At 60.8% G+C, this 20,606-nt stretch carries 19 protein-coding genes and 1 tRNA gene; 1 reads left to right on the plus strand and 19 read right to left on the minus strand.

The genetic code is table 11. The features are described from left to right. Nucleotides 1-45: 45 nt before the first annotated feature. Nucleotides 46-651 (minus strand): ANTAR domain-containing response regulator, encoded by a 606-nt coding sequence (locus tag ACWTV1_RS01340; RefSeq protein ID WP_100388959.1) that lies wholly within the window; start codon nt 649-651, stop codon nt 46-48. Between the two features lie 39 nt (nt 652-690). Here ACWTV1_RS01340 and ACWTV1_RS01345 point away from each other — a divergent pair. After that, nucleotides 691-773: transfer RNA gene (locus ACWTV1_RS01345), tRNA-Leu, on the plus strand. A 115-nt stretch (nt 774-888) separates the two neighbouring features. Here the strand turns inward: ACWTV1_RS01345 and pyk are convergent. From pyk to fmt, 18 genes are all read right to left on the minus strand, one after another. Continuing rightward, nucleotides 889-2,334 (minus strand): pyruvate kinase, encoded by a 1,446-nt coding sequence (gene pyk / locus ACWTV1_RS01350; RefSeq protein WP_498503816.1) that lies wholly within the window; start codon nt 2,332-2,334, stop codon nt 889-891. A 46-nt stretch (nt 2,335-2,380) separates the two neighbouring features. Next, nucleotides 2,381-3,838 carry a glutamate synthase subunit beta gene (locus ACWTV1_RS01355; RefSeq protein WP_498503817.1) on the minus strand — a complete coding sequence of 486 codons (1,458 nt, stop codon included), beginning with the start codon at nt 3,836-3,838 and terminating at the stop codon, nt 2,381-2,383. Continuing rightward, nucleotides 3,831-8,405 (minus strand): glutamate synthase large subunit, encoded by a 4,575-nt coding sequence (gltB, locus tag ACWTV1_RS01360; protein WP_498503818.1) that lies wholly within the window; start codon nt 8,403-8,405, stop codon nt 3,831-3,833. The genes ACWTV1_RS01355 and gltB overlap by 8 nt, the downstream gene beginning before the upstream one ends. Before the next feature lie 107 nt (nt 8,406-8,512). Then, nucleotides 8,513-9,571, minus strand: a complete 1,059-nt coding sequence (lgt, locus tag ACWTV1_RS01365; protein WP_498503819.1) for a prolipoprotein diacylglyceryl transferase — start codon at nt 9,569-9,571, stop codon at nt 8,513-8,515. 24 nt (nt 9,572-9,595) lie between these two features. Then, nucleotides 9,596-10,378 (minus strand): tryptophan synthase subunit alpha, encoded by a 783-nt coding sequence (gene trpA / locus ACWTV1_RS01370; protein ID WP_498503820.1) that lies wholly within the window; start codon nt 10,376-10,378, stop codon nt 9,596-9,598. A gap of 2 nt (nt 10,379-10,380) precedes the next feature. After that, nucleotides 10,381-11,598 (minus strand): tryptophan synthase subunit beta, encoded by a 1,218-nt coding sequence (trpB, locus tag ACWTV1_RS01375; RefSeq protein WP_498503821.1) that lies wholly within the window; start codon nt 11,596-11,598, stop codon nt 10,381-10,383. Further along, nucleotides 11,598-12,368 (minus strand): indole-3-glycerol phosphate synthase TrpC, encoded by a 771-nt coding sequence (trpC, locus tag ACWTV1_RS01380; RefSeq protein WP_498503822.1) that lies wholly within the window; start codon nt 12,366-12,368, stop codon nt 11,598-11,600. Before trpC ends, trpB begins: the two co-directional genes overlap by 1 nt. 1 nt (nt 12,369) lies before the next feature. Beyond that, complete coding sequence (locus ACWTV1_RS01385; RefSeq protein WP_100388952.1) at nt 12,370-12,600, minus strand: DUF6704 family protein; 231 nt, start codon at nt 12,598-12,600, stop codon at nt 12,370-12,372. A 60-nt stretch (nt 12,601-12,660) separates the two neighbouring features. Next, complete coding sequence (locus ACWTV1_RS01390) at nt 12,661-13,230, minus strand: Trp biosynthesis-associated membrane protein (protein WP_498503823.1); 570 nt, start codon at nt 13,228-13,230, stop codon at nt 12,661-12,663. After that, a complete protein-coding gene (locus ACWTV1_RS01395) occupies nt 13,227-14,753 on the minus strand; it encodes an anthranilate synthase component I (RefSeq protein WP_498503824.1) in 1,527 nt (508 codons plus the stop codon). The genes ACWTV1_RS01390 and ACWTV1_RS01395 overlap by 4 nt, the downstream gene beginning before the upstream one ends. Then, on the minus strand, nt 14,746-15,123 hold the full coding sequence (gene hisI / locus ACWTV1_RS01400; protein ID WP_100388949.1) for a phosphoribosyl-AMP cyclohydrolase: 378 nt from the start codon (nt 15,121-15,123) through the stop codon (nt 14,746-14,748). The genes ACWTV1_RS01395 and hisI overlap by 8 nt, the downstream gene beginning before the upstream one ends. Beyond that, nucleotides 15,120-15,872, minus strand: coding sequence for an imidazole glycerol phosphate synthase subunit HisF (gene hisF / locus ACWTV1_RS01405; protein ID WP_100388948.1), 753 nt, complete (start codon nt 15,870-15,872; stop codon nt 15,120-15,122). The genes hisI and hisF overlap by 4 nt, the downstream gene beginning before the upstream one ends. 2 nt (nt 15,873-15,874) lie before the next feature. Then, nucleotides 15,875-16,714: an ATP phosphoribosyltransferase gene (gene hisG / locus ACWTV1_RS01410; protein ID WP_498503825.1), complete on the minus strand. Its 840-nt coding sequence runs from the start codon at nt 16,712-16,714 to the stop codon at nt 15,875-15,877. Nucleotides 16,715-16,757: 43 nt separating this feature from the next. Further along, entirely contained in the window at nt 16,758-17,021 is a 264-nt protein-coding gene (locus ACWTV1_RS01415; protein ID WP_100388946.1) for a phosphoribosyl-ATP diphosphatase, read from the minus strand. Nucleotides 17,022-17,080: 59 nt separating this feature from the next. After that, nucleotides 17,081-17,455, minus strand: a complete 375-nt coding sequence (locus tag ACWTV1_RS01420; protein ID WP_100388945.1) for an FKBP-type peptidyl-prolyl cis-trans isomerase — start codon at nt 17,453-17,455, stop codon at nt 17,081-17,083. Between the two features lie 163 nt (nt 17,456-17,618). Beyond that, complete coding sequence (gene rpe, locus ACWTV1_RS01425; protein ID WP_498503826.1) at nt 17,619-18,287, minus strand: ribulose-phosphate 3-epimerase; 669 nt, start codon at nt 18,285-18,287, stop codon at nt 17,619-17,621. Between the two features lie 13 nt (nt 18,288-18,300). Continuing rightward, a complete protein-coding gene (locus ACWTV1_RS01430) occupies nt 18,301-19,665 on the minus strand; it encodes an RsmB/NOP family class I SAM-dependent RNA methyltransferase (RefSeq protein ID WP_498503827.1) in 1,365 nt (454 codons plus the stop codon). Continuing rightward, on the minus strand, nt 19,662-20,582 hold the full coding sequence (gene fmt, locus ACWTV1_RS01435; RefSeq protein WP_498505015.1) for a methionyl-tRNA formyltransferase: 921 nt from the start codon (nt 20,580-20,582) through the stop codon (nt 19,662-19,664). Before fmt ends, ACWTV1_RS01430 begins: the two co-directional genes overlap by 4 nt. Nucleotides 20,583-20,606 lie beyond the last annotated feature (24 nt).

Below are 20,606 nucleotides of genomic sequence, written 5' to 3' on the forward strand. Positions count from 1 at the left end.
GTTCTCCTCGCAATCACGAGGCGGACCGGGTTTTTGGTGATGCGTCTACTTCTTGGCGCTCAACTGATCGATGATCGCCTGCGAAACATCGTGCATGGTGAGACGGCGATCCATAGAAGCCTTCTGAATCCAACGGAACGCGTCTGGCTCGCTGAGCCCCATCTTCTCGTTGAGAAGGCCCTTGGCGCGGTCGACGAGCTTGCGCGTTTCGAAGCGCTCAACGAGGTCGCTGACCTCGGCTTCCAGCGTAATGATCTGGGTGTAGCGGCTGAGAGCGATCTCGATCGCAGGCAGCAAGTCGTTGGGGGTGAAGGGCTTGACCACGTAAGCCAGAGCGCCGGCCTCAGAGGCACGCTCCACAAGCTCCTTCTGGCTGAACGCCGTGAGAAGCACTACGGGAGCAATGTGGTTGGCGCTCAGGCGCTCGGCTGCGGAGATTCCGTCGAGCTGGGGCATCTTGACATCCATGATGACCAGATCGGGGCGCAGCTCGGTAGCGAGGGCGACAGCGGTCTCGCCGTCACCGGCTTCACCGACGACCTCGTAGCCGGCATCCCGCAGGATTTCGACAATGTCCATGCGGATGAGCGACTCATCTTCGGCAACGACAACGCGGCGAGGAGCAGTTTGATTGGTGTTTTGGTCAGTCACAGAGCCAAGCCTACGGTATTCTATTCAGCGTTGTAGTCAGCCGAATTGGCGGAATGGTAGACGCGGAGCACTCAAAATGCTTTGTTCGAAAGGACGTGTGGGTTCGAGTCCCACATTCGGCACAACGAACAAGGGAAAACCGGGAGCAGTTCTGCTCCCGGTTTTTTCTCGTTAACGAACCCTGCGGCACGAAGTCGAAAGTTCGTGCCGCAGAGGGGCCTCAGAAGCCTCGTGACGCTACTTTGTGGCCCAAGCTGGTGCCTTGGCGTTGACGGCATCGCCAATGACGTGCACGCGCAGGTCGTTGGTGGAACCGGAGATTCCGGGAGGGGATCCCGAGATCACGACGACCTTGTCGCCGACCTGTGCGAGTTCCTGTCCGAGAAGAATCTCATCAACCTGGCGGTACATCTCATCGGTGTGAGTAACACGGTCGACAGTGAACGATTCGATACCCCAGATCAGCGACATGCGGCGCTGAATCTCCGGGCTCGGAGTGAACGCCTTCATCGGAATGCGGAAGCGCAAACGCGACATACGACGAGCCGAGTCGCCTGACTCGGTGAAGACACAGACGAACTTCGCTTCGACGAACGACGCGACATCAGCAGCGGCCAACGTGATGGCACCACCCTGCGTCTTCGGCTTAGTGCCGAGCTCCGCGATGCGGTCGAGGCCGTGCTCTTCGGTGGACTCCACAATCTTCGCCATGGTCTGCACGGTGATGACGGGGTACTCCCCCACGCTGGTCTCGCCGCTGAGCATGACGGCGTCAGCGCCATCGAGGATGGCGTTAGCAACGTCAGACGTCTCGGCACGAGTTGGCACGGGGCTCGAAATCATCGACTCAAGCATCTGCGTCGCGACGATAACGGGTTTCGCCATGCGACGAGCGAGCTCAACGGTGCGCTTCTGAACGATCGGCACTGCCTCGAGCGGGAGCTCAACACCAAGGTCACCGCGAGCAACCATGATCGCGTCAAATGCGTCCACAATGGCTTCGAGGTGATCTACAGCCTGCGGCTTTTCGATCTTGGCGATGACGGGAACGCGGCGGCCTTCTTCATCCATGATCTCGTGGACGCGGACGATGTCTTCCGCGTTGCGCACGAACGAGAGTGCGATGAGGTCAGCACCGAGCTTGAGACCCCAACGAAGGTCGTCTTCGTCCTTTTCAGACAAAGCAGGAACGTTGACGGCCACACCGGGAAGGTTGATTCCCTTGTTGTTCGATACGGCGCCAGCAACCACGACCTCAGTCGTAACGACGGTGTCAGTCGCCGAAACAACCTTGACCTTGACCTTGCCGTCATCGATCAGTAGGAAGTCGCCGGGGGCGACGTCTTGGGGCAGTCCTTTGAACGTCGTGCCGCAGATTTCACGGTTACCCACGATGTCTTCGATAGTGATCTTGAAGATGTCGCCAACCGCGAGGTCGTACGGGCCGTCTTCGAACTTGCCGAGACGAATCTTGGGGCCCTGAAGGTCAACCATCACCGCTACCGGTTTGCCGGCATCCTGAGCGGCGCGACGAACGTTCGCGTACACCTCTTCGTGGACGGCGTAGCTTCCATGGCTGAGGTTCATACGGGCAACATCGACACCTGCATCGATGATTGCCCTGATGTTCTCGTAGCTCGACGTAGCCGGGCCGAGTGTCGCGACGATTTTAGCGCGTCTCATATCTTCCTTTGACGGGTTAGTGGTGGTGGTAGTGGTGGTGGAACTCTTAGAGCGTCATACCGCGATCGTTCGGGCGAACGGGGAACGGCAATTGCGTCTCCCCCTCAAGGTAGCGATCAACGGCGGATGCCGCAGCCCGACCTTCAGCGATCGCCCATACAATCAGCGACTGGCCACGCCCGGCATCTCCTACGACGTAGACGCCGGGCGTTCCACTTTCGTAGTTGTCGTCGCGGGTGAGGTTGCCACGGTTGTCAGCCTCGAGCGGAAGCTGCTTGTCGAGAGTGTCAGTTTCGGGCCCGGTGAACCCGAGAGCCAGCAGAACGAGATCCGCAGGGATCTCGCGCTCGGTGCCTACCTTTGGTACACGACGACCGTCAACGAACTCAGTTTCGGCGACACGAATAGCGCGCACTTCGCCAACCGAGTTCGTCAAGAACTCAACGGTGGACGCCAAGTACTGGCGTTCGCCGCCCTCTTCGTGGGCGCTAGAGACCTCAAAAAGCGTCGGCGTGAGCGGCCAGGGCTGGTGCTCGGGGCGCTCGCTCGGAGGCTGAACACCAATGGCGAGGTTCGTGACCGAGAGCGCACCCTGACGGTGAGCGGTGCCAATGCAGTCAGCCCCCGTGTCTCCGCCACCAAGAACGACGACGTGCTTGCCTTCAGCCGTTACCTGTTCGCTCACGGTGTCGCCCGCGACTGCGCGGTTGGACTGAACGAGGTATTCCATGGCGAAGTGGACGCCAAGGGCGTCGCGTCCCGGAATCGGCAGATCGCGGGGCACGGTGGCGCCGGTAGCAACAACGACAGCGTCATAACGTGAGCGGAGATCGCTCCACGAGATGTCGACTCCGATGTTGACGCCGGCGCGGAAACGCGTTCCCTCTGCCTGCATTTGAGCGAGGCGCGACTCGATGTGGCGCTTCTCCATCTTGAAGTCTGGAATTCCGTAGCGCAGCAATCCGCCGATGCGGTCTTCGCGCTCGAAAACAGCGACAGTGTGGCCTGCGCGAGTGAGCTGTTGAGCGGCAGCGAGCCCCGCGGGGCCCGAGCCGACAACGGCAACGGTCTTGCCCGTCAAGCGTCCGGGCGGGTGGGGCGTGACGTTACCGTCGGCGAAGGCCTGCTCGATGATCGAGACTTCGATTTGCTTGATCGTGACTGCCGGCTGGTTGATTCCCAGCACGCACGAGCTCTCGCATGGTGCCGGGCACAAACGTCCCGTGAACTCCGGGAAGTTGTTAGTGGCATGGAGACGCTCGATCGCTTCGGCGCTTTCGCCGCGGCGCATAAGGTCGTTCCACTCCGGAATCAGGTTGCCAAGCGGGCACCCCTGATGACAGAACGGCACGCCACAGTCCATACAACGACCAGCCTGCCGAGCCAACTGGCCCGACTCCTGCTGCTCATAGACCTCTTTGTAATCCATCAGTCGGAGACTGACGGGGCGCCGCTTCGGAAGCTCGCGCTCTTGAACCTTGAGGAATCCCTTGGGATCAGCCACCGGTAACCTCCCTAATTCGTGCCCAGGTAACGTCCCCGTCGGGGTCGAGTCCCTCGGCTAATGCAGTCTCTCGAGTCTGAATGACGGCCGCGTAATCACGAGGCGTAACCTTCGTAAATTGGGCTGCCGTGGCATCCATATCGGCCAGCATGCTTTCGGCAACTACTGACCCGGTCTCTTCGAGATGACGTTCGAGGAGATCCTTGACGATTTCAATATCGGCACTACCGAGGCCGCTCAACATGAGCTCCCCTGAACTCAGGGAGTCACCGTTGACACGTTCCTCGCGGAGCTGGTGGATGTAAGCGGTACCGCCTGACATTCCCGCACCCAGATTGCGGCCAGTGGCGCCAAGGATCAGCACCAGCCCGCCCGTCATGTACTCGAGCGCGTGGTCGCCGACGCCTTCGGCAACTGCGGTAGCGCCTGAGTTTCGCACCATGAAGCGCTCACCGACTTTGCCGCGGATGAAAATGCTTCCGCTGGTGGCACCGTAACCGATGACGTTTCCAGCGATGACGTTCTTCTCCGCAGCGAACACACTGGTGAGGTCAGGGCGCACCACAACCGAGCCGCCCGACAAGCCCTTACCGACGTAGTCGTTGCTGTCACCATAGAGCTTGATCGAGATGCCGGCGGGGACGAACGCGGCCAGGGACTGACCGGCAGAACCGTGCAGTGTGATCGAGATCGTATCCGCGGGCAATCCGTGCTCGCCATGGCGGCGAGTTACTTCGTGACCCAGCATCGTTCCGACCGCTCGATCAGTGTTGCGAACAGCCAGATCAATCTCGACCGGCTCCTTGTTCTCTAAAGCGGCCTTGCTCAACTGAATGAGCTGCTGGTCGAAGTGCTCAGCGAGTTCGTGATCCTGCTCGACGGCATGCGTGCGAGGCTCAGAGTCACTGAACTCGGGACCGTCGAATATCGGAGACAAGTCGAGCCCGTCAGTCTTCCAGTGCGAAACGGCACGGTCCACATCCAGCAGTTCGCTGTGGCCGATCGCTTCTTCCAGCGTGCGGAAGCCAAGTTCTGCAAGGTATTCGCGCACTTCTTGAGCCAAGAACTCGAAGAAGTTCACGACGAATTTAGGCTTGCCGGTGAAGCGCTCCCGCAACTCGGGATTCTGAGTCGCGACGCCAACGGGGCACGTGTCGAGGTGACAGACGCGCATCAGGATACAACCCGACACAACGAGAGGAGCCGTAGCGAAGCCATACTCTTCAGCGCCCAAAAGCGCACCGATAATGACATCGCGGCCGGTCTTCATCTGGCCGTCTACCTGAACCACGACGCGGTCGCGCATGCCGTTGAGCATGAGCGTCTGCTGGGCCTCAGCCAAACCGATCTCCCAGGGCGTGCCCGCGTGCTTGAGCGAGTTCAGTGGGCTCGCGCCGGTACCGCCATCATGGCCGGAGACCAAAACAACATCCGCCTTAGCCTTCGTGACACCGGCAGCAACCGCGCCAATGCCCTTCTGGCTTACGAGCTTGACGTGGACGCGCGCCGAGGGATTCGAGCGCTTGAGATCGAAGATCAATTGCTTGAGGTCTTCGATCGAGTAAATGTCGTGGTGAGGCGGCGGCGAAATCAGACCGACACCGGGAGTACCGTGACGCGTTCGAGCGATCCACGGGTACACCTTGCCAGCAGGTAGTTGCCCACCTTCACCGGGCTTTGCTCCCTGAGCCATCTTGATTTGGATGTCATCGGCGTGCGTCAAATACATGCTCGTTACGCCGAAGCGGCCAGAAGCTACCTGCTTGATTGCACTACGACGGGTTGGGTCGAGAAGACGGTCGACGTCTTCGCCACCCTCGCCCGTGTTGGAACGCGCACCAAGTTGGTTCATCGCGATAGCCAGGGTCTCGTGGGCTTCCTTGCTGATGGAGCCGTAGCTCATCGCCCCCGTGCTGAAGCGCTTGACGATGCTCGATACTGGCTCGACCTCGTCAATCGAGATAGGCGTACGCTCATCCTTCTTGAACTTAAAGAGGCCACGCAAAGTCATCAAGTTTTCGGCCTGCTCATCAACCTTGGAGGTGTACTCCCGGAAGATGTCGTAACGCCGGTTACGCGTAGCGTGCTGCAGCTTGAACACTGTTTCGGGGTTGAAGAGATGCGGTGGGCCTTCACGGCGCCACTGGTACTCGCCACCCGTGTTCAGGCGCTCGTGGACCGTAGGCGCCCGGTCTTCGGGGTACGCAGCAATGTGACGCTCTGCATTTTCACGAGCGATGACATCGAGCCCAATACCGCCAAGGATGCTCTTGGTGCCGGTGAAGTACTGGTCAACGAACGCCTGCGAGAGGCCGACAGCTTCGAAAGCTTGGGCACCCGCATAAGAGCTCACCACTGAGATGCCCATCTTGGACATGATCTTGAGTACGCCCTTACCGAGCGCAGTGATGAGGTTGCGAACAGCCTTCTCAGGCGTGAGTCCGGTGATGGTGCCATTGCGGACGAGTTCTTCCGCGGACTCCATAGCGAGGTAGGGGTTAATGGCGGAAGCACCGTAACCGACGAGCAGCGCGACGTGGTGAACTTCCCGAACGTCACCAGCCTCGACGATCATGCCTACCTTCATACGCTCTTGCTGACGAATGAGGTGGTGGTGCACGGTAGCGAGCATGAGCAAGGACGGAATAGGCGCAAGGTCCTTGTTCGAGTCACGGTCAGAGAGAACGATGAACTCAGCGCCGGCGGCAATAGCAGCATCGGCTTCAGCGCACATCTCGGCGAGCCGGGATTCCATTGCGGAGGGGCCCGCATCAACGCGGTACAGCCCCTTGATCGTCGTCGAAAGACGACTTCCGGGGTGCGGTTCAATGTGCTGGATCTTGGCGAGCTCGTCGTTGTCGATCACAGGGAACGGCAGCGCGACTTGCTTGGCGTGCTCCGGCGTTGCGTTCAGCAGATTGCGCTGCGGACCGATGCCCAGCGCCATGGAGGTAACGACAGCCTCCCGGATGGAGTCGAGCGGCGGGTTAGTGACCTGGGCGAACTGCTGAGTGAAGTAGTCGAAGAGTAGGCGTGGGCGCTGTGAGAGCACAGCAATCGGAGTATCCGACCCCATGGCACCCAACGGCTCGGCGCCGAGCCGCGACATGGGCTCGATGAGGATGCGCACTTCTTCTTCGGTGTAACCGAAGGTGCGCTGACGACGAGTGACCGACGCGGGTGTGTGCACGATGTGCTCGCGCTCAGGAAGCTCTTCGAGGGCAATTCGACCGCTCTCGAGCCACTCAGCCCAGGGCTGCGATGCAGCTAGCTCTGCCTTGATTTCGTCATCTTCGATCAGGCGACCAGCAGCCGTGTCAACGAGGAACATCTTGCCGGGGCGGAGACGTCCCTTACGAACAACCTTCGTCGGTTCGACGTCGAAGACGCCGATCTCGCTCGCGAGAACAACGAGACCGTCATCCGTCACCAAGTAACGTCCGGGGCGAAGTCCGTTGCGGTCGAGAGTGGCACCCACGAGAGAGCCATCGGTGAAGACAAGGGCGGCAGGACCATCCCACGGTTCCATGAGCATCGAGTGGTACTCGTAGAAGGCACGACGACGCGGATCGGTATCGGTCTGGTTCTCGTACGCTTCGGGAACCATCATCATCATGGCGTGCGGCAATGAACGACCAGCCAAGTTGAGCAGTTCGACAACCTCATCGAACGAAGCCGAGTCGCTGGCGCCCGGAGTGTTGACCGGAAGAATGTCCTTGATGTCACCAAAGACCGCGGACTCGAGCTGAGACTGACGGGCGCGCATCCAGTTGCGGTTTCCCTGCACGGTGTTGATCTCGCCGTTGTGAGCGACCATGCGGAACGGCTGAGCAAGCGGCCAGGACGGGAACGTGTTTGTGGAATAGCGCGAGTGAACAAGCGCGAGCTTGGACGCGAAGCGCTCGTCTGACAGGTCAGGGTAGAACGGCTCGAGCTGAAGCGTCGTAACCATTCCCTTATAGGTGATCGTGCGACACGACAACGACGGGAAGTACACGTGAAGCTCGCGCTCGGCGCGCTTACGCAGGCGATACGTCTGGCGATCAAGGTGAATACCGCGAAGCGTTCCCTTGAGATCGACTCGCTTCGACTGCAGGAAGAGTTGTTCGAACGCGGGCATAGCGCCGCGAGCCAGCGAGCCAAGCTCTCCCGGCTGGATCGGAACGTCGCGCCAGCCGAGAACGGTGAGGTCCTCTTCTTCAGCGAGCTTCTCGATGCCCTCTTTCACCTCGGCGCGCGCTGCGCTGTCGAGGGGCAAGAACGCGATGCCGGCGGCGTAGCGACCCTCGGTAGGCAGGTCGAACTCTACGACGTCGCGGAAAAACGCATCCGGAATTTGGAGCATGATGCCAGCACCGTCACCGGTACCGGCGTCGGAACCGACTGCGCCACGGTGTTCGAGATTACGCAGCGCCTCGAGGGCGGTCGCAATAATGTCGTGCCCGGGCGTGCCACGCAGCGTCGCGACCATGGCGAGCCCGCAGGCATCTTTCTCGTCTGTTGGGTCGTACATCCCCTGTGCTGCAGGGATCGATCCAAAGCGTTCAAAGGGTGGGGTAACAGCCATGCCGTACCGTCCTCACGTATTACTGGTGCGGAGAGGGACTTCTATGGCCCAGAGACAATTTTCAGCGCCTGATTCAGGCCTGAGGGGGTGCGACCGCTTGTGGCGGACTATTTCGAAGCTACGACAGGAGCGGACTCCTGGACAGCGTTGACGACAATGTCATGCTCGGAATAACGATCTTCGGAGTTTACAACACCATCGGCAGACCACGTGTGTCCGTCAACGTAGGCCGTCTTTTCGGCGCCCACGTGTCGACGTGACTGGATGATGAAGAGAACGATACCGAGAGCAACAGTCAACACGGCTCCCCAGACATTCACGCGCAGCCCGAGAATCACTTCGCTGGGGTCGATGCGAATCGACTCAAACCACACTCGGCCGATTCCGTACCAAATCATGTACAGCGCCCAAACCTTGCCCCACTGCAGACGGACAGGACCGGTAGGCGCGAAGACGGGAACGGTAAGACCGAGAACGTGCTTCTTGACAAAGCCGTACTGGCGTTCCATGGTGAGCAGGAACACGATGCCCACAACATTCCAGATCATTTCGTAGAGGAACGTCGGGTGGAACAGCGTGTCGGCGGGAAGCCCCACCGGAATAGCTGAGTTGCCGGCATCGATCTGCAGGCCCCACGGCAATGCCGTCGGCTGCCCGAAGAGCTCCTGGTTGAAGTAGTTACCGAGGCGACCAATGGCCTGAGCCAAAAGCATGGCGGGAGCCAGAGCATCCGCAAAACTCCAGAACCGGATGCCCGTGATGCGGGCTCCGATGTAGGCACCAACAGCGCCACCGATGAGCGACCCGAAGATGGCGTTGCCGCCGTTCCAGATGCGGATAATCTCCCACGGGTCTGCCCCGTCGTAGAAGTAATCGCCAGGGTGAGTCGCGACGTGGTACAAACGGGCACCGACGAGACCGAGCGGCACCGCCCAGATGATGATGTCAATGACGATTCCGGGTTCGGCGCCGTGACGTGTGAGGCGACGTTCGGTGAGCATCGTCGCCGCGATGATTCCCAGCAGGATGCAAATCGCGTACGTGTGAATCTGGACTGCTTGACCGAAGTCGAGGCCGACAGCACTGAACCACTGATCGAACGGGATCGTAACAAGCGTCGACCACGAGTCAGGTGGGCTCGGGATACTGAGGGGCACTAATGACAAGGAGGTCACCTTTCTGGACTGCGACTAAGCAAGAGTACCGGTCGCGAGTGACGCTGCAGTCTTCGCGACAGCATCCACCCCACCGGTCGACAAAGCACTGACGAACACTGAACCGACAATTGCACCGTCGGCGTAGGTGAGGACCTCACGGACCTGTTCGGCGGTAGAGATACCTAGACCGACGCAGGCGCTGGTGGAGCCAGCTTCACGCAGACGTGCCACGAGAGTCTTGGCTGCAGCGTCGACGTCGGAACGTGCGCCCGTAATTCCCATCGTGGAGACGGCGTAAACGAACCCGGTGCTCGCTTCAACCGCACGAACGAGGCGCGCGTCGCTCGACGACGGAGCCGCGAGGAACACCCGGTCGAGACCTGTTCGCTCGGATGCAGCGATCCAGTCAGCCGCTTCGTCGCTCACGAGGTCTGGAGTAATGATTCCAGACCCGCCGGCAGCCTTGAGCTCATCGGCGAAACGATCAACGCCGTACTGCATGATCGGGTTCCAGTAGCTCATCAGAACAACCGGTGCCGAAACTCGAGAGGTAATCTCGCGAACCGCATCGAAGCCGTCTTGAAGGCGAAAACCGTTCGACAGCGCGGTCTGCGTTGCCTTCTGGATTGCGGGACCGTCCATGACCGGGTCAGAGTAGGGAAGGCCGAGTTCAATAACATCGACGCCGTTCTCCGCCATTGCGACTGCTGCCTCGATGCTCTCGGCAACGGTCGGGAAACCGACGGGCAAGTAGCCGATGAGGGCTCCGCCACGTTCCGCGTTGGCGCGAGCAATCGCCGCTTCTACTGCGCTCACGGCTACTCCCCTGCCTTGCTGGCTTCGGCTGAATCAATCAGTTCGAAATACTCGGCCGCTGTTTCCATGTCTTTGTCTCCGCGACCGCTGAGGTTCACGAGGATGACCGATTCTGGGCCCAACTGCTTGCCGAGCTTGATCGCTCCGGCCAAGGCGTGCGCAGACTCAATAGCGGGGATGATTCCCTCGGTGCGGCTCAACAGTCGCAGCGCCTCCATCGCTTCGGCATCGGTGATCGGTTCGTAGTTGGCGCGGCCGATGTCCTTGAGCCAAGAGTGTTCGGGGCCCACTCCGGGGTAGTCGAGCCCTGCCGAGATCGAATGCGATTCAACGGTCTGGCCTTCGTCGTCCTGCAGCATGTAGCTGCGAGCACCGTGCAGAACGCCGGGGCGTCCCTTGGTGAGCGTGGCAGCGTGACGCTCGGTCAAGTGCCCTTCGCCTGCTGCCTCATAGCCGTAGAGGGCCACATCGGTGTCGTCGAGGAAGGCATGGAAGATTCCCATCGCGTTGCTACCGCCACCCACGCACGCGGCGACCGCGGTTGGCAGTGCTCCGGTGAGTTCGAGAACTTGCTTGCGCGCCTCATCACCGATAACACGGTGGAAGTCGCGCACCATGACCGGGAAAGGATGAGGGCCGGCAACGGTGCCCATGAGGTAATGGCTGTCTTCAACGTTGGCGACCCAGTCGCGCAGTCCCTCATTGATTGCGTCCTTCAGCGTGCGCGAGCCTGCCGTAACGGGGATGACTTCTGCCCCGAGGAGGCGCATGCGCGCAACGTTGAGCGCTTGGCGCTCAGTGTCGACCTCGCCCATGTACACGACACACGACATTCCGAAGAGGGCAGCTGCAGTGGCCGTGGCCACACCGTGTTGTCCGGCGCCGGTCTCCGCGATCAGACGTGTCTTGCCCAAGCGGCGGGCTAGCAGCGCCTGGCCGAGAACGTTATTGATCTTGTGCGAACCCGTGTGGTTGAGATCTTCACGCTTGAGGATGATCCGAGCGCCCCCGGCGTGTCCCGCAAAACGCGGGACCTCAGTGATGATCGAAGGACGGCCCGTGTAACTCGCGTGGAGCTCAGCAAGCTCGGCAGCAAACTCCGGATCGTTCTTGGCTTCGTTGTAAGCGACATCCAACTCATCGAGCGCAGCAATGAGCGATTCTGGAACGAATCGCCCGCCGAACTCACCGAAGTAGGGGCCCACTTCATCTTTCAGCATTAGCAGTCCAAAAAGTCTTGCAAAGTGGCGATCGGGTCGCCCGTGACGAGAGCTTCGCCCACGAGAACGACGTCCGCTCCCGCGTTGCGGTAATGCGCAACGTCTGCGGCGGTTTTCACTGCCGACTCTGCGATGCGGATGACTCCGCTAGGAATCTGGTCAGCGAGTTCACCGAACAGATTTTGGTCAAGTTCAAACGTGCTCAAGTTGCGAGCGTTGACTCCCACGAGGCTCGCTCCCACGTCGAGGGCGCGAGAAACTTCCTCTGCTGAGTGTGTTTCCACCAGCGGAGTCATACCGAGCTGCACGATGAGGTTGTAGAGCGTGGTCAATGTGGGTTGATCCAGCGCCGCAACGATCAAAAGAACGAGGTCAGCACCGGCGGCACGAGCCTCAAACACTTGATACGGCTCGGCGATGAAGTCCTTACGCAACACGGGAAGCCGCACTACAGACTTCACCGTCATCAGGTCATCGAGCGAACCGCCGAAGCGGCGCTGTTCGGTGAGCACGCTAATCGCGCTCGCTCCCCCGGTTTGATACGAGGTGGCGAGCGACGCAGGATCAGCGATCTCCGCGAGGGAACCGCGAGACGGACTCGATCGCTTGATTTCAGCGATGATGTGCACACGCTCGCGAGGAGACAGCGCTTCAAGAGCATCCAGCGCCGGAGCAGCGTCAGCCGCAGCGCGCTCTACAGCGGCGAGACTGACAGACTCACGACGGACGGCGGCGTCTTCACGAGCGCCGTCAACTAAATCGGAGAGCACTCTAGCTGTGCGTCTTGGGGGTGAGCTTGTCGCCACCCACGCCATAGCCGAGGCGCTTGAGCACCTGGCCGACGATCAGCCCAACGACAACCAGTCCGGCCGACGCGAAGACAAGCCACGCGATGTTGAACCAGAAAGCGAGCGTTCCGATCGTGAACGCGACCAACATGATCACTACAGCGGTCCATGCCGCCGGAGAGTTTCCGTGGCCGGGGTCATTATCAGTACTCATCAGGCTCCATTCTTTGCTGATCCTAAATTGTAGCGGGAGTAAGCCGCTCGGCGTTGCCAATTAGCGCTCTGTCGGGTCGATTCCACGACTTTGCGCGTCCCACTGCGAGGCGGGATCATCCGCGACGATGGCGGTTGCTCGCTCGTACTTTTTCGTGGCAGTCGGCCACCGGTGAGCGGAGATCGTTGCAAGCAACCCCACGAGGACGATTAGCGCCCCTGCCACGAGCGCGGTGTACGACCACATGCTGCCCTCAACCGCGACGATGAGCGCCCGTACAGAATCAATGCCGCTGATGCCGGTGGACTGGGTTACCAGTTCGGACGACGATAAAGCGGGGTCGGCGATGGTCGCTTGGCTCACGACGACAATTGCCACGCCTACCGCTGCCGCCACGACACCGAGAATCCGTCGCACAAGCACCGACGCGATGCTGAGAGCGGCAACCAGCGCGAACACGGAAAGTGCGAGCGCAGCCAGCGCACCGGCCGCGTCGCTGCCGAGCACCTCGACCGTGACATCATCCGGGAGCGTGATTGTGAACCACCGCTGGGTCCACGTGAGCATTACCAGAGCGGCGAGAAGTACGAGTCCCGCGAGAACTACTGTTCGAGACCGCTTACCGTTCATGAACTCAACTGTGTCATCGCATTAGCGACTGCAACAGCACGCAACGGGGCTGCAGCCTTATTCTGCGCTTCTTGGTGCTCTGCGGCGGGATCTGAATCCGCAACGAGCCCGGCACCAGCCTGCACCCGAGCCATACCGTCAACAATCGTGACCGTGCGAATAGCAATCGCCAGGTCAGCGTCACCGGCGAAGTCGAAGTAACCCACGACTCCCCCATACACACCGCGCTGAGCGGGTTCGAGCTCGTCAATTATCTCTAGAGCGCGAGGCTTCGGGGCACCCGAGAGCGTGCCGGCGGGGAACGTTGCGCGAAACACATCGACCGCGGTTGCTTCAGGGCGCAGATCGCCTTCTACGGACGATACGAGGTGCATGATGTGGCTGAAGCGCTCGACCTGCATGAATTCCGTAACCGCGACCGTGCCGGGAGTGCAGACCTTCAGGAGGTCGTTACGAGCAAGGTCGACAAGCATCAGGTGTTCGGCTCGTTCCTTGGTATCAGCGAGCAATTCCTCCGCAAGTTCAAGATCGCGTTCGGTGTCACTGCCCCGCGGACGCGAACCCGCGATCGGATGCATGTGCACACGCTTTTGGCTGACCTTCACGAGCGCCTCGGGGCTCGCGCCTACGATTGAGTACGGTCGCCCATCCACATCGACGAGCGAGAGCAAATACATGTACGGCGACGGGTTCAGAGTGCGCAATACGCGGTACACGTCGAGCGGAGTCGCCGAGACCTCGTGGTCGAAACGTTGAGAGATTACGACTTGGAAGACATCGCCATCACGAATAAATTCTTTGGACTTCTCAATGGCGGTTGCGTACTCGGCAGGAGTGGTGCGCGGGGTGGGTTGCGGTTCGATCTCGATGTCGACATCGGCCAAGAAGGCTTCCGTCGGCTGAGCTAGGCCCGCTTGGAGGGAGTCGAGACGCAATTGCGTTTCGGTCCACATGTCGTCGGCAGACTGGTGAGCATCGTTCAGCGCGGTCGAGATGAGCAAAACCGTGCCGAAACGGTGGTCGAGAACCACGAGATCGGAAACAAAGCTGAGCGCTTGGCTCGGGACCTCGAAGTCAGCGGGAGGGGCATCCGGAAGGTTTTCGAGCTCTCGAACGGCTTCCCAGCCGACAAAGCCGACAAGACCGCCGGTCAACGGAGGGTGACCCTCAACGCGCGGAGTCTTCCAGCGCTCGTTGAGATGCGCGAGTGCTTCCAGCGGAGCCGTCGGGCAGTCGTCGCCCAGAATGCGCTCACGCGGCATCCCGTAGTCGATCCATTCAACGCCATGCTTGTGCTGCGTGAGCACACCAAAGCTCGCTACGCCGACGAACGAGAAGCGTGCCCAAATACCGCCCTGACCTGCCGACTCGAGCAAGAAAGTGCCCGGATTTGCTTTTGCCAACTTGCGGTAGACCCCGACCGGAGTCTCACCATCAGCGAAGAGTTGGCGGATGACCGGAACGACTCGGTGGCCGGCAGCGACGAGCTGATCGAACTCTTCGCGAGTGGTGGTGCTATTCATCAGAGAATCCTTGACGGGGAACGAGCGGATCTACTTCGAAACAGGAGTGAGTGCCGGTGTGGCACGCAGGGCCGATTTGCTCAACGCCCACGAGCAGCGCATCACGGTCGCAGTCCAGGGCCGCAGTGCGCACGTACTGGCGGTGCCCGCTCGTGTCGCCCTTGCGCCAGAGTTCCTGACGGCTGCGGCTGTAGAACGTCACGCGCCCCTCAGTGAGTGTTCGCGTGAGTGCTTCGGCGTTCATGTAGCCCAACATGAGCACCTCTTTGGTGTCCCACTGCTGGATGATTGCCGGCAGCAAGCCGTCGGCAGCGAACTGAGCGCGCTCCAGCACGTCGTTCACGGTCTCGAGAGTGAGTTCATCGCTCATCGTGTAACCAATCCATGACTGTTGAGTGAAGCCTTGACATCGCCAACCGTCAATTGACGGCTGTGGAAGACGGATGCTGCGAGTACGGCATCCGCGCCAGCATCGATGGCGGGAGCGAAATGCTCGACCTTGCCGGCTCCACCACTGGCGATAACCGGCACAGTGGCGAATTCGCTGATCGCCGAGACGAGTTCGAGGTCGAAGCCCTCTTTCGTACCGTCGGCATCGATGGAGTTGACGAGCAACTCTCCGGCGCCACGCTCCATGGCCTCACGCGCCCATTCGAGCGCGTCGCGATCCGTCTCGGTGCGGCCACCGTGCGTCGTGACAATCCAGCCGTCTCCGCGACGCTTAATGTCGAGGCTGAGCACGAGAACCTGAGCACCGAAACGGTGAGCAATGTCATCAATCAGTTGGGGGCGCGCCAGAGCGGCGCTGTTGACGCCTACCTTGTCGGCGCCGTGCGCCAACAGCTTCGACACGTCGTCAGGCTGGCGAACTCCGCCACCGACGGTGAGCGGAATAAAGATCTGCTCGGCTGCGGAACGCACTACCTCGTACATCGTGGCGCGGCCTTCGACCGTTGCCGTCACATCGAGGAAGGTAACCTCGTCGGCCCCCTGCTCGTAGTACAGACGCGCAAGCGACACGGGATCTCCAGCATCGCGAAGATCTTTGAAGTTGACGCCCTTAACTACGCGGCCGTCGGCAACATCGAGACACGGAATGACCCGTACAGCGACCGTCATAACTAGATCCTCGCTGCGTGAATCGCGCTGACCAGAATGGCCCGAGCGCCGACAGCGTGCAGTTCGTCCATGACCTGGTTGGTGTCAACCCGGCGAACCATTGAACGCACAGCAACCCAAGCAGGGTCTTGCAAAGGAGAAACGGTGGGGCTTTCGATGCCGGGGGTGACCTTCGTCGCCGCTTCGAGAAGCGCGACAGGTACGTCGTAATCGATGAGAACGTACTGGCGAGCGACAAGAACGCCCTGCAAGCGACGCTGCAGCGTAGCGCTACCCTCGACATCCGTGCCCGAGCTGATCAGCACAGCGGTCGAGTCGAGAATAACGGGGCCGAAGATTTCGAGGCCCTGGGCGCGAAGCGTGGAACCGGTCGACACGACGTCGGCCACAGCATCCGCCACTCCGAGTCGGATCGCGGATTCCACGGCGCCGTCGAGGCTCACGAGCTCTGCCGTAACGCCGTGACGCTCAAGGAATGCTCCAACGAGGCCGGCATAGCTCGTGGCAACCCGAACGCCGTTGAGGTCGGAAAGTTCGGTGAACCGTCCAGGCTCCCCTGCGAAACGGAACGTCGAGTCACCGAAGTTAAGGCTCGCCATCTCCACGGCCAGTGATCCCGAGTCCAAGAGAAGGTCTCGACCAGTGATACCTACGTCGAGGGCACCCGAGCCCACGTAGGTGGCGATGTCGCGGGGGCGGAGGTAGAAAAACTCCACGCCATTGCGGTCATCGCGAACGTTCAAGGCGCGCGGATCGCGTCGCCCCGTGTAGCCCGCTTCGTAGAGCATTTCGGAAGCGATCTCACTCAGTGAACCCTTGTTGGGCACTGCAACTCTTAACATGTCAGCTCTCAGTCATTTGGTGCGAAAAGTGGTCGTGGGCACATCAAAGATGTCGCCACACGTCCTCCGGGCTGAGCCCTTTAGCAACCATCAGAACCTGAAGGTGGTAGATAAGTTGGGAGATTTCGTCTGCGGTTTCTTCGTCCGACTGGTACTCAGCTGCCATCCATACTTCGGCAGCCTCTTCCACAATCTTCTTGCCGATCGAATGCACTCCGGCATCCCATAGGGCAACCGAACCAGAGTCGGCCGGACGTTCTACCGCTTTGCGGCTTAGTTCAGCAAAAAGTGCGTCGAAGTCTTTCACACGTCAAGGGTACCGCCCCGGAGGGCGGCCCCTTGCCGCAGGACTTGAACGAGGTGTGACTAGTTCGTGCCGAGCAGGTCGATCACGAAGGTCAAGGTGCGTCCGGAGAGCTGGTGACCAGCACCGGCGGGACCGTATGCGAGGTGCGGCGGGCAGATGAGCTGGCGACGGCCGCCCACCTTCATGCCGGGAATACCCTCTTGCCAACCGCTAATGAGTGCCATCAGGGGGAAGTTGATGGACTCGCCGCGGCTCCATGAGGAGTCGAACTCTTCGAGAGTTTCAAAGTCGACGCCCAAGTAGTGCACGTCAACCGTGGAACCAGCAGTGGCCTCCGCGCCGGTTCCCTCTTCAATGTCGATGATGACGAGCTCAGTGGGCGCAGGGCCCTCATAGAACTCGACCTCTGGCTTAGTTTTTCCTGAATCAGTCATTGGACTAGTCAACCAGATGGCTTCGGATGCCCGGCTCAGCGCCCCGCGAAATGCGGCCGTGTTCGCTGTGGGCAGCAAGGCGCACACGTATTCGCGAGCGCTTGAACCTGAGCGCTACCGGCTTGACCGCATCCTGAACTGAACGTGAGACCTCTACAGAACGTCAGTGAGCGTGACGGTGAGCGCTAGCCTTCTCGCGCAGTTCTGACACCCGCAGTGAGGGGTCGTCGCCTCGGTACACCGAAGAACCAGCAACAAAAGTATCTGCCCCGGCCGCTGCCGCGATCTCGATCGTGCGCTCGTCGATTCCGCCGTCGACCTGGAGCCAGACATCGAGCCCGCGCTTGTCGACGAGTTCACGAAGCTGGGTGAGCTTGGGCATTGTCTCTTCCATGAAGCTCTGGCCGCCAAAACCCGGCTCGACCGTCATCACGAGTACCTGGTCGAACTCCTCGAGCAGTTCGAGATACGGCTCGATCGGAGTACCGGGCTTGACCGCGATGCCGGCACGAGCGCCTTTCGCCCGCAGCGTGCGGGCAAGGCCCACGGCATCCGCTGCAGCCTCAGCATGGAACGTCACGCCATAGGCACCGAGGTCGGCGTAGTCGGGCGCCCAGCGGTCAGGATCCGTAATCATCAAGTGCACATCGAGCGGGATCGTAGAGACCTGCTGGATGCGCTCCGTCATCTGAAGACCGAACGTCAAGTTCGGCACAAAGTGATTGTCCATGATGTCGACATGGACGAGGTCAGCGTTCGAAATCTTGGCGATATCGCGTTCAAGATTGACGAAATCCGCCGCCAAAATGCTGGGGTTGATGCGTACAGACATAACCGAAACCTCTCTAAGCCTCAGCTTTGACAAGCAATTGGATGAACATGGCGTCAGTTCCGTGACGGTGCGGCCACAACTGAACGTGGGTTGCTTCGGGCAGGTCAAGCTCTGCCTTGGAGAAGCCCTGCACCACCGAAGGAGTGTCCATTTTGGTCACTCCCTCGACCTTACGCAGCACCGACCCGACGATCGCCTTAGTCTCAGCGGCGTGCGGCGAGCACGTGACGTACGCCAAAACGCCGCCCGGCTTCAACGCACCGAGCGCCGACTTCAGCAGCGCCGTCTGAATAGCGCCGAGCTGAGCTACATCGCCGGGCTGTTTGCGCCAGCGAGCCTCGGGACGACGGCGAAGTGCACCAAGACCGGTGCAAGGGGCGTCGAGCAGGATGCGGTCGAACTGATTCGGGAACTCTTCGCCAATGTCTACGCCATCCTTCTCCCACACCTCAGGCGGAGCGTTGAAGACGGCTAAAGCATTGCGGACAAGCTTGGCTCGAGCGGGAACAATTTCATTGGCGGTAAGCGTCGCGCCACCCTGCAGGGCTTCTGCAGCGAGCAAGGCGGCCTTGCCACCGGGGCCAGCGCACATGTCGAGCCATGACTCCCCCGCCTCGATGGGGCGAGCGCGGCTGAGAGCGAGCGCGGCGATTTGGGAGCCTTCGTCTTGCACGCGGGCGCGACCGGAGGCGATCGCCGGGTTCTTGGCCGGGTCACCTTCGCGGAGAGCGCCACCGATCGGAGAGTACTCGGACGGAGTGACGTCGATGTCGGCAGCATCCGAGAAACCGGGCAACGCCGCAACCGAGACCCGAGCGGGCACGTTGTCGGCGGCCAAGAGGCCTTCAAGTTCAGCTTCGCGCCCCTCGGCAACGAGAACCTGGCGGAAAGCCCGTGTGACCCACAGCGGATGCGAATACGCCAGCGCAAGAGCTTCTTCGCCAGAGCCCGCAGCACCAATCACACGCTCGCGCCAGGTCTCGGCATCGTGCTTCGTGATCGCGCGCAACACCGCGTTGACAAAGCCGACCGCTGAACGAGAGCCAATGGTCTTGGCCAGCCGTACCGACTCATCGACGGCCGCGTGAGACGGCACCCGCATCGACAGGAGCTGGTGGGTCGCAAGACGCAGAACATCGAGCACCGGTGGATCGATCTTCGACACCGCGCGGCCGGCCGCTTGTGCGATCACTGCATCGTAATAGCCCTGCATGCGCAGCGTGCCGTACGTGAGCTCGGTCGCGAGCCCCGCATCCGCACTCGACAATTTGGCGCGTTCGACGTGAACGGGAAGGAGCAGGTTGGCGTACGCATCCGACTCGCGCACCGCCATGATGACGTCGAGCGCGACCCGACGGGCTGACTGTGCGTAGCTCACGAAGCCACCACCTCTGATTCTGAATTCAGGCCGCGCCACCAGGCTGCGGCATCCATTGCTTTGCGTCCCTCAGGATGGACCCGGAGAAGTTCTAGGGGGTCGGTTGCCGTGCCGACCAAGACTTTCTTACCGGCAAATTCGAAGTGGCCAGGAGCAATTGACGGGGTGTCACGCGCAATCGCCGCTTCGAGCACCTTGAGACGGCTGCCGTCGATCGACGTCGAAGCACCGGGCTCGGGCGTGACGCCGCGGATGCGGTTGTGGACTGACTGCGCAGGCTCAGTCCAGTCGATGCGGCCGTCGTCGAGCGCGAGCTTCGGAGCCAACGTCACCTCACCAACCTGCGGTTCAGCATGAGCTGTACCGGCAGCAAGCGAATCAACGACCTCTGAAAGCAGCGTGGCGCCAGACAGCGACAATTGCTGCAGCAGCGAGCCCGCCGTTTGCTGCGCGCCGATCGGCTCGGTCATCGTGGCAAAGACATCGCCCGCGTCGAGTTGCTCGACGAGTTGAAACACCGTCGCGCCCGACACGGTATCCCCCGCCATAATCGCGCGCTGCACGGGGGCAGCACCGCGCCACTGCGGCAATAGCGAAAAGTGCAGGTTGATCCAGCCGAGTCGAGGAATCGTAAGAACGTTCGCGGGTACCAACCCGCCGTAAGCGACGATCACACCGAGATCGACCTGAAGATTGTCAATGGCGGATGCCGCAACCGCGTCGAGCCGGTTGGCGCGAATTACGCTCACCCCAGCCTCGTGCGCGCGCGCCGCCACCGGCGTGGGGGTCATCACCCGGCGTCGCCCCTGGGGCGAATCGGTGCGCGTGAGCACTCCGGCTACCTCGTGCTCGGAATTCAGCAGCGCGTCGAGACTGGGAACAGCTACCTCGGGGCTACCGGCAAAAAGGAGTCGCAAGGAAGTCATCCACCAATTGTCTCG

This window comes from Salinibacterium sp. VpJ6 (assembly GCF_059767345.1).

Excerpts from the sequence above, each read along its gene's own strand:
- ACWTV1_RS01395 (WP_498503824.1), bottom strand. The coding sequence starts at position 14,753 with ATGAATAGCACCACCACTCGCGAAGAGTTCGATCAGCTCGTCGCTGCC.
- trpB (WP_498503821.1), bottom strand. The coding sequence starts at position 11,598 with ATGCTGAAAGATGAAGTGGGCCCCTACTTCGGTGAGTTCGGCGGGCGA.
- ACWTV1_RS01390 (WP_498503823.1), bottom strand. The coding sequence starts at position 13,230 with ATGAACGGTAAGCGGTCTCGAACAGTAGTTCTCGCGGGACTCGTACTT.
- hisG (WP_498503825.1), bottom strand. The coding sequence starts at position 16,714 with ATGTTAAGAGTTGCAGTGCCCAACAAGGGTTCACTGAGTGAGATCGCT.
- hisF (WP_100388948.1), bottom strand. The coding sequence starts at position 15,872 with ATGACGGTCGCTGTACGGGTCATTCCGTGTCTCGATGTTGCCGACGGC.
- ACWTV1_RS01385 (WP_100388952.1), bottom strand. The coding sequence starts at position 12,600 with ATGAGTACTGATAATGACCCCGGCCACGGAAACTCTCCGGCGGCATGG.
- rpe (WP_498503826.1), bottom strand. The coding sequence starts at position 18,287 with ATGTCTGTACGCATCAACCCCAGCATTTTGGCGGCGGATTTCGTCAAT.
- ACWTV1_RS01420 (WP_100388945.1), bottom strand. The coding sequence starts at position 17,455 with ATGACTGATTCAGGAAAAACTAAGCCAGAGGTCGAGTTCTATGAGGGC.
- hisI (WP_100388949.1), bottom strand. The coding sequence starts at position 15,123 with ATGAGCGATGAACTCACTCTCGAGACCGTGAACGACGTGCTGGAGCGC.
- pyk (WP_498503816.1), bottom strand. The coding sequence starts at position 2,334 with ATGAGACGCGCTAAAATCGTCGCGACACTCGGCCCGGCTACGTCGAGC.
- gltB (WP_498503818.1), bottom strand. The coding sequence starts at position 8,405 with ATGGCTGTTACCCCACCCTTTGAACGCTTTGGATCGATCCCTGCAGCA.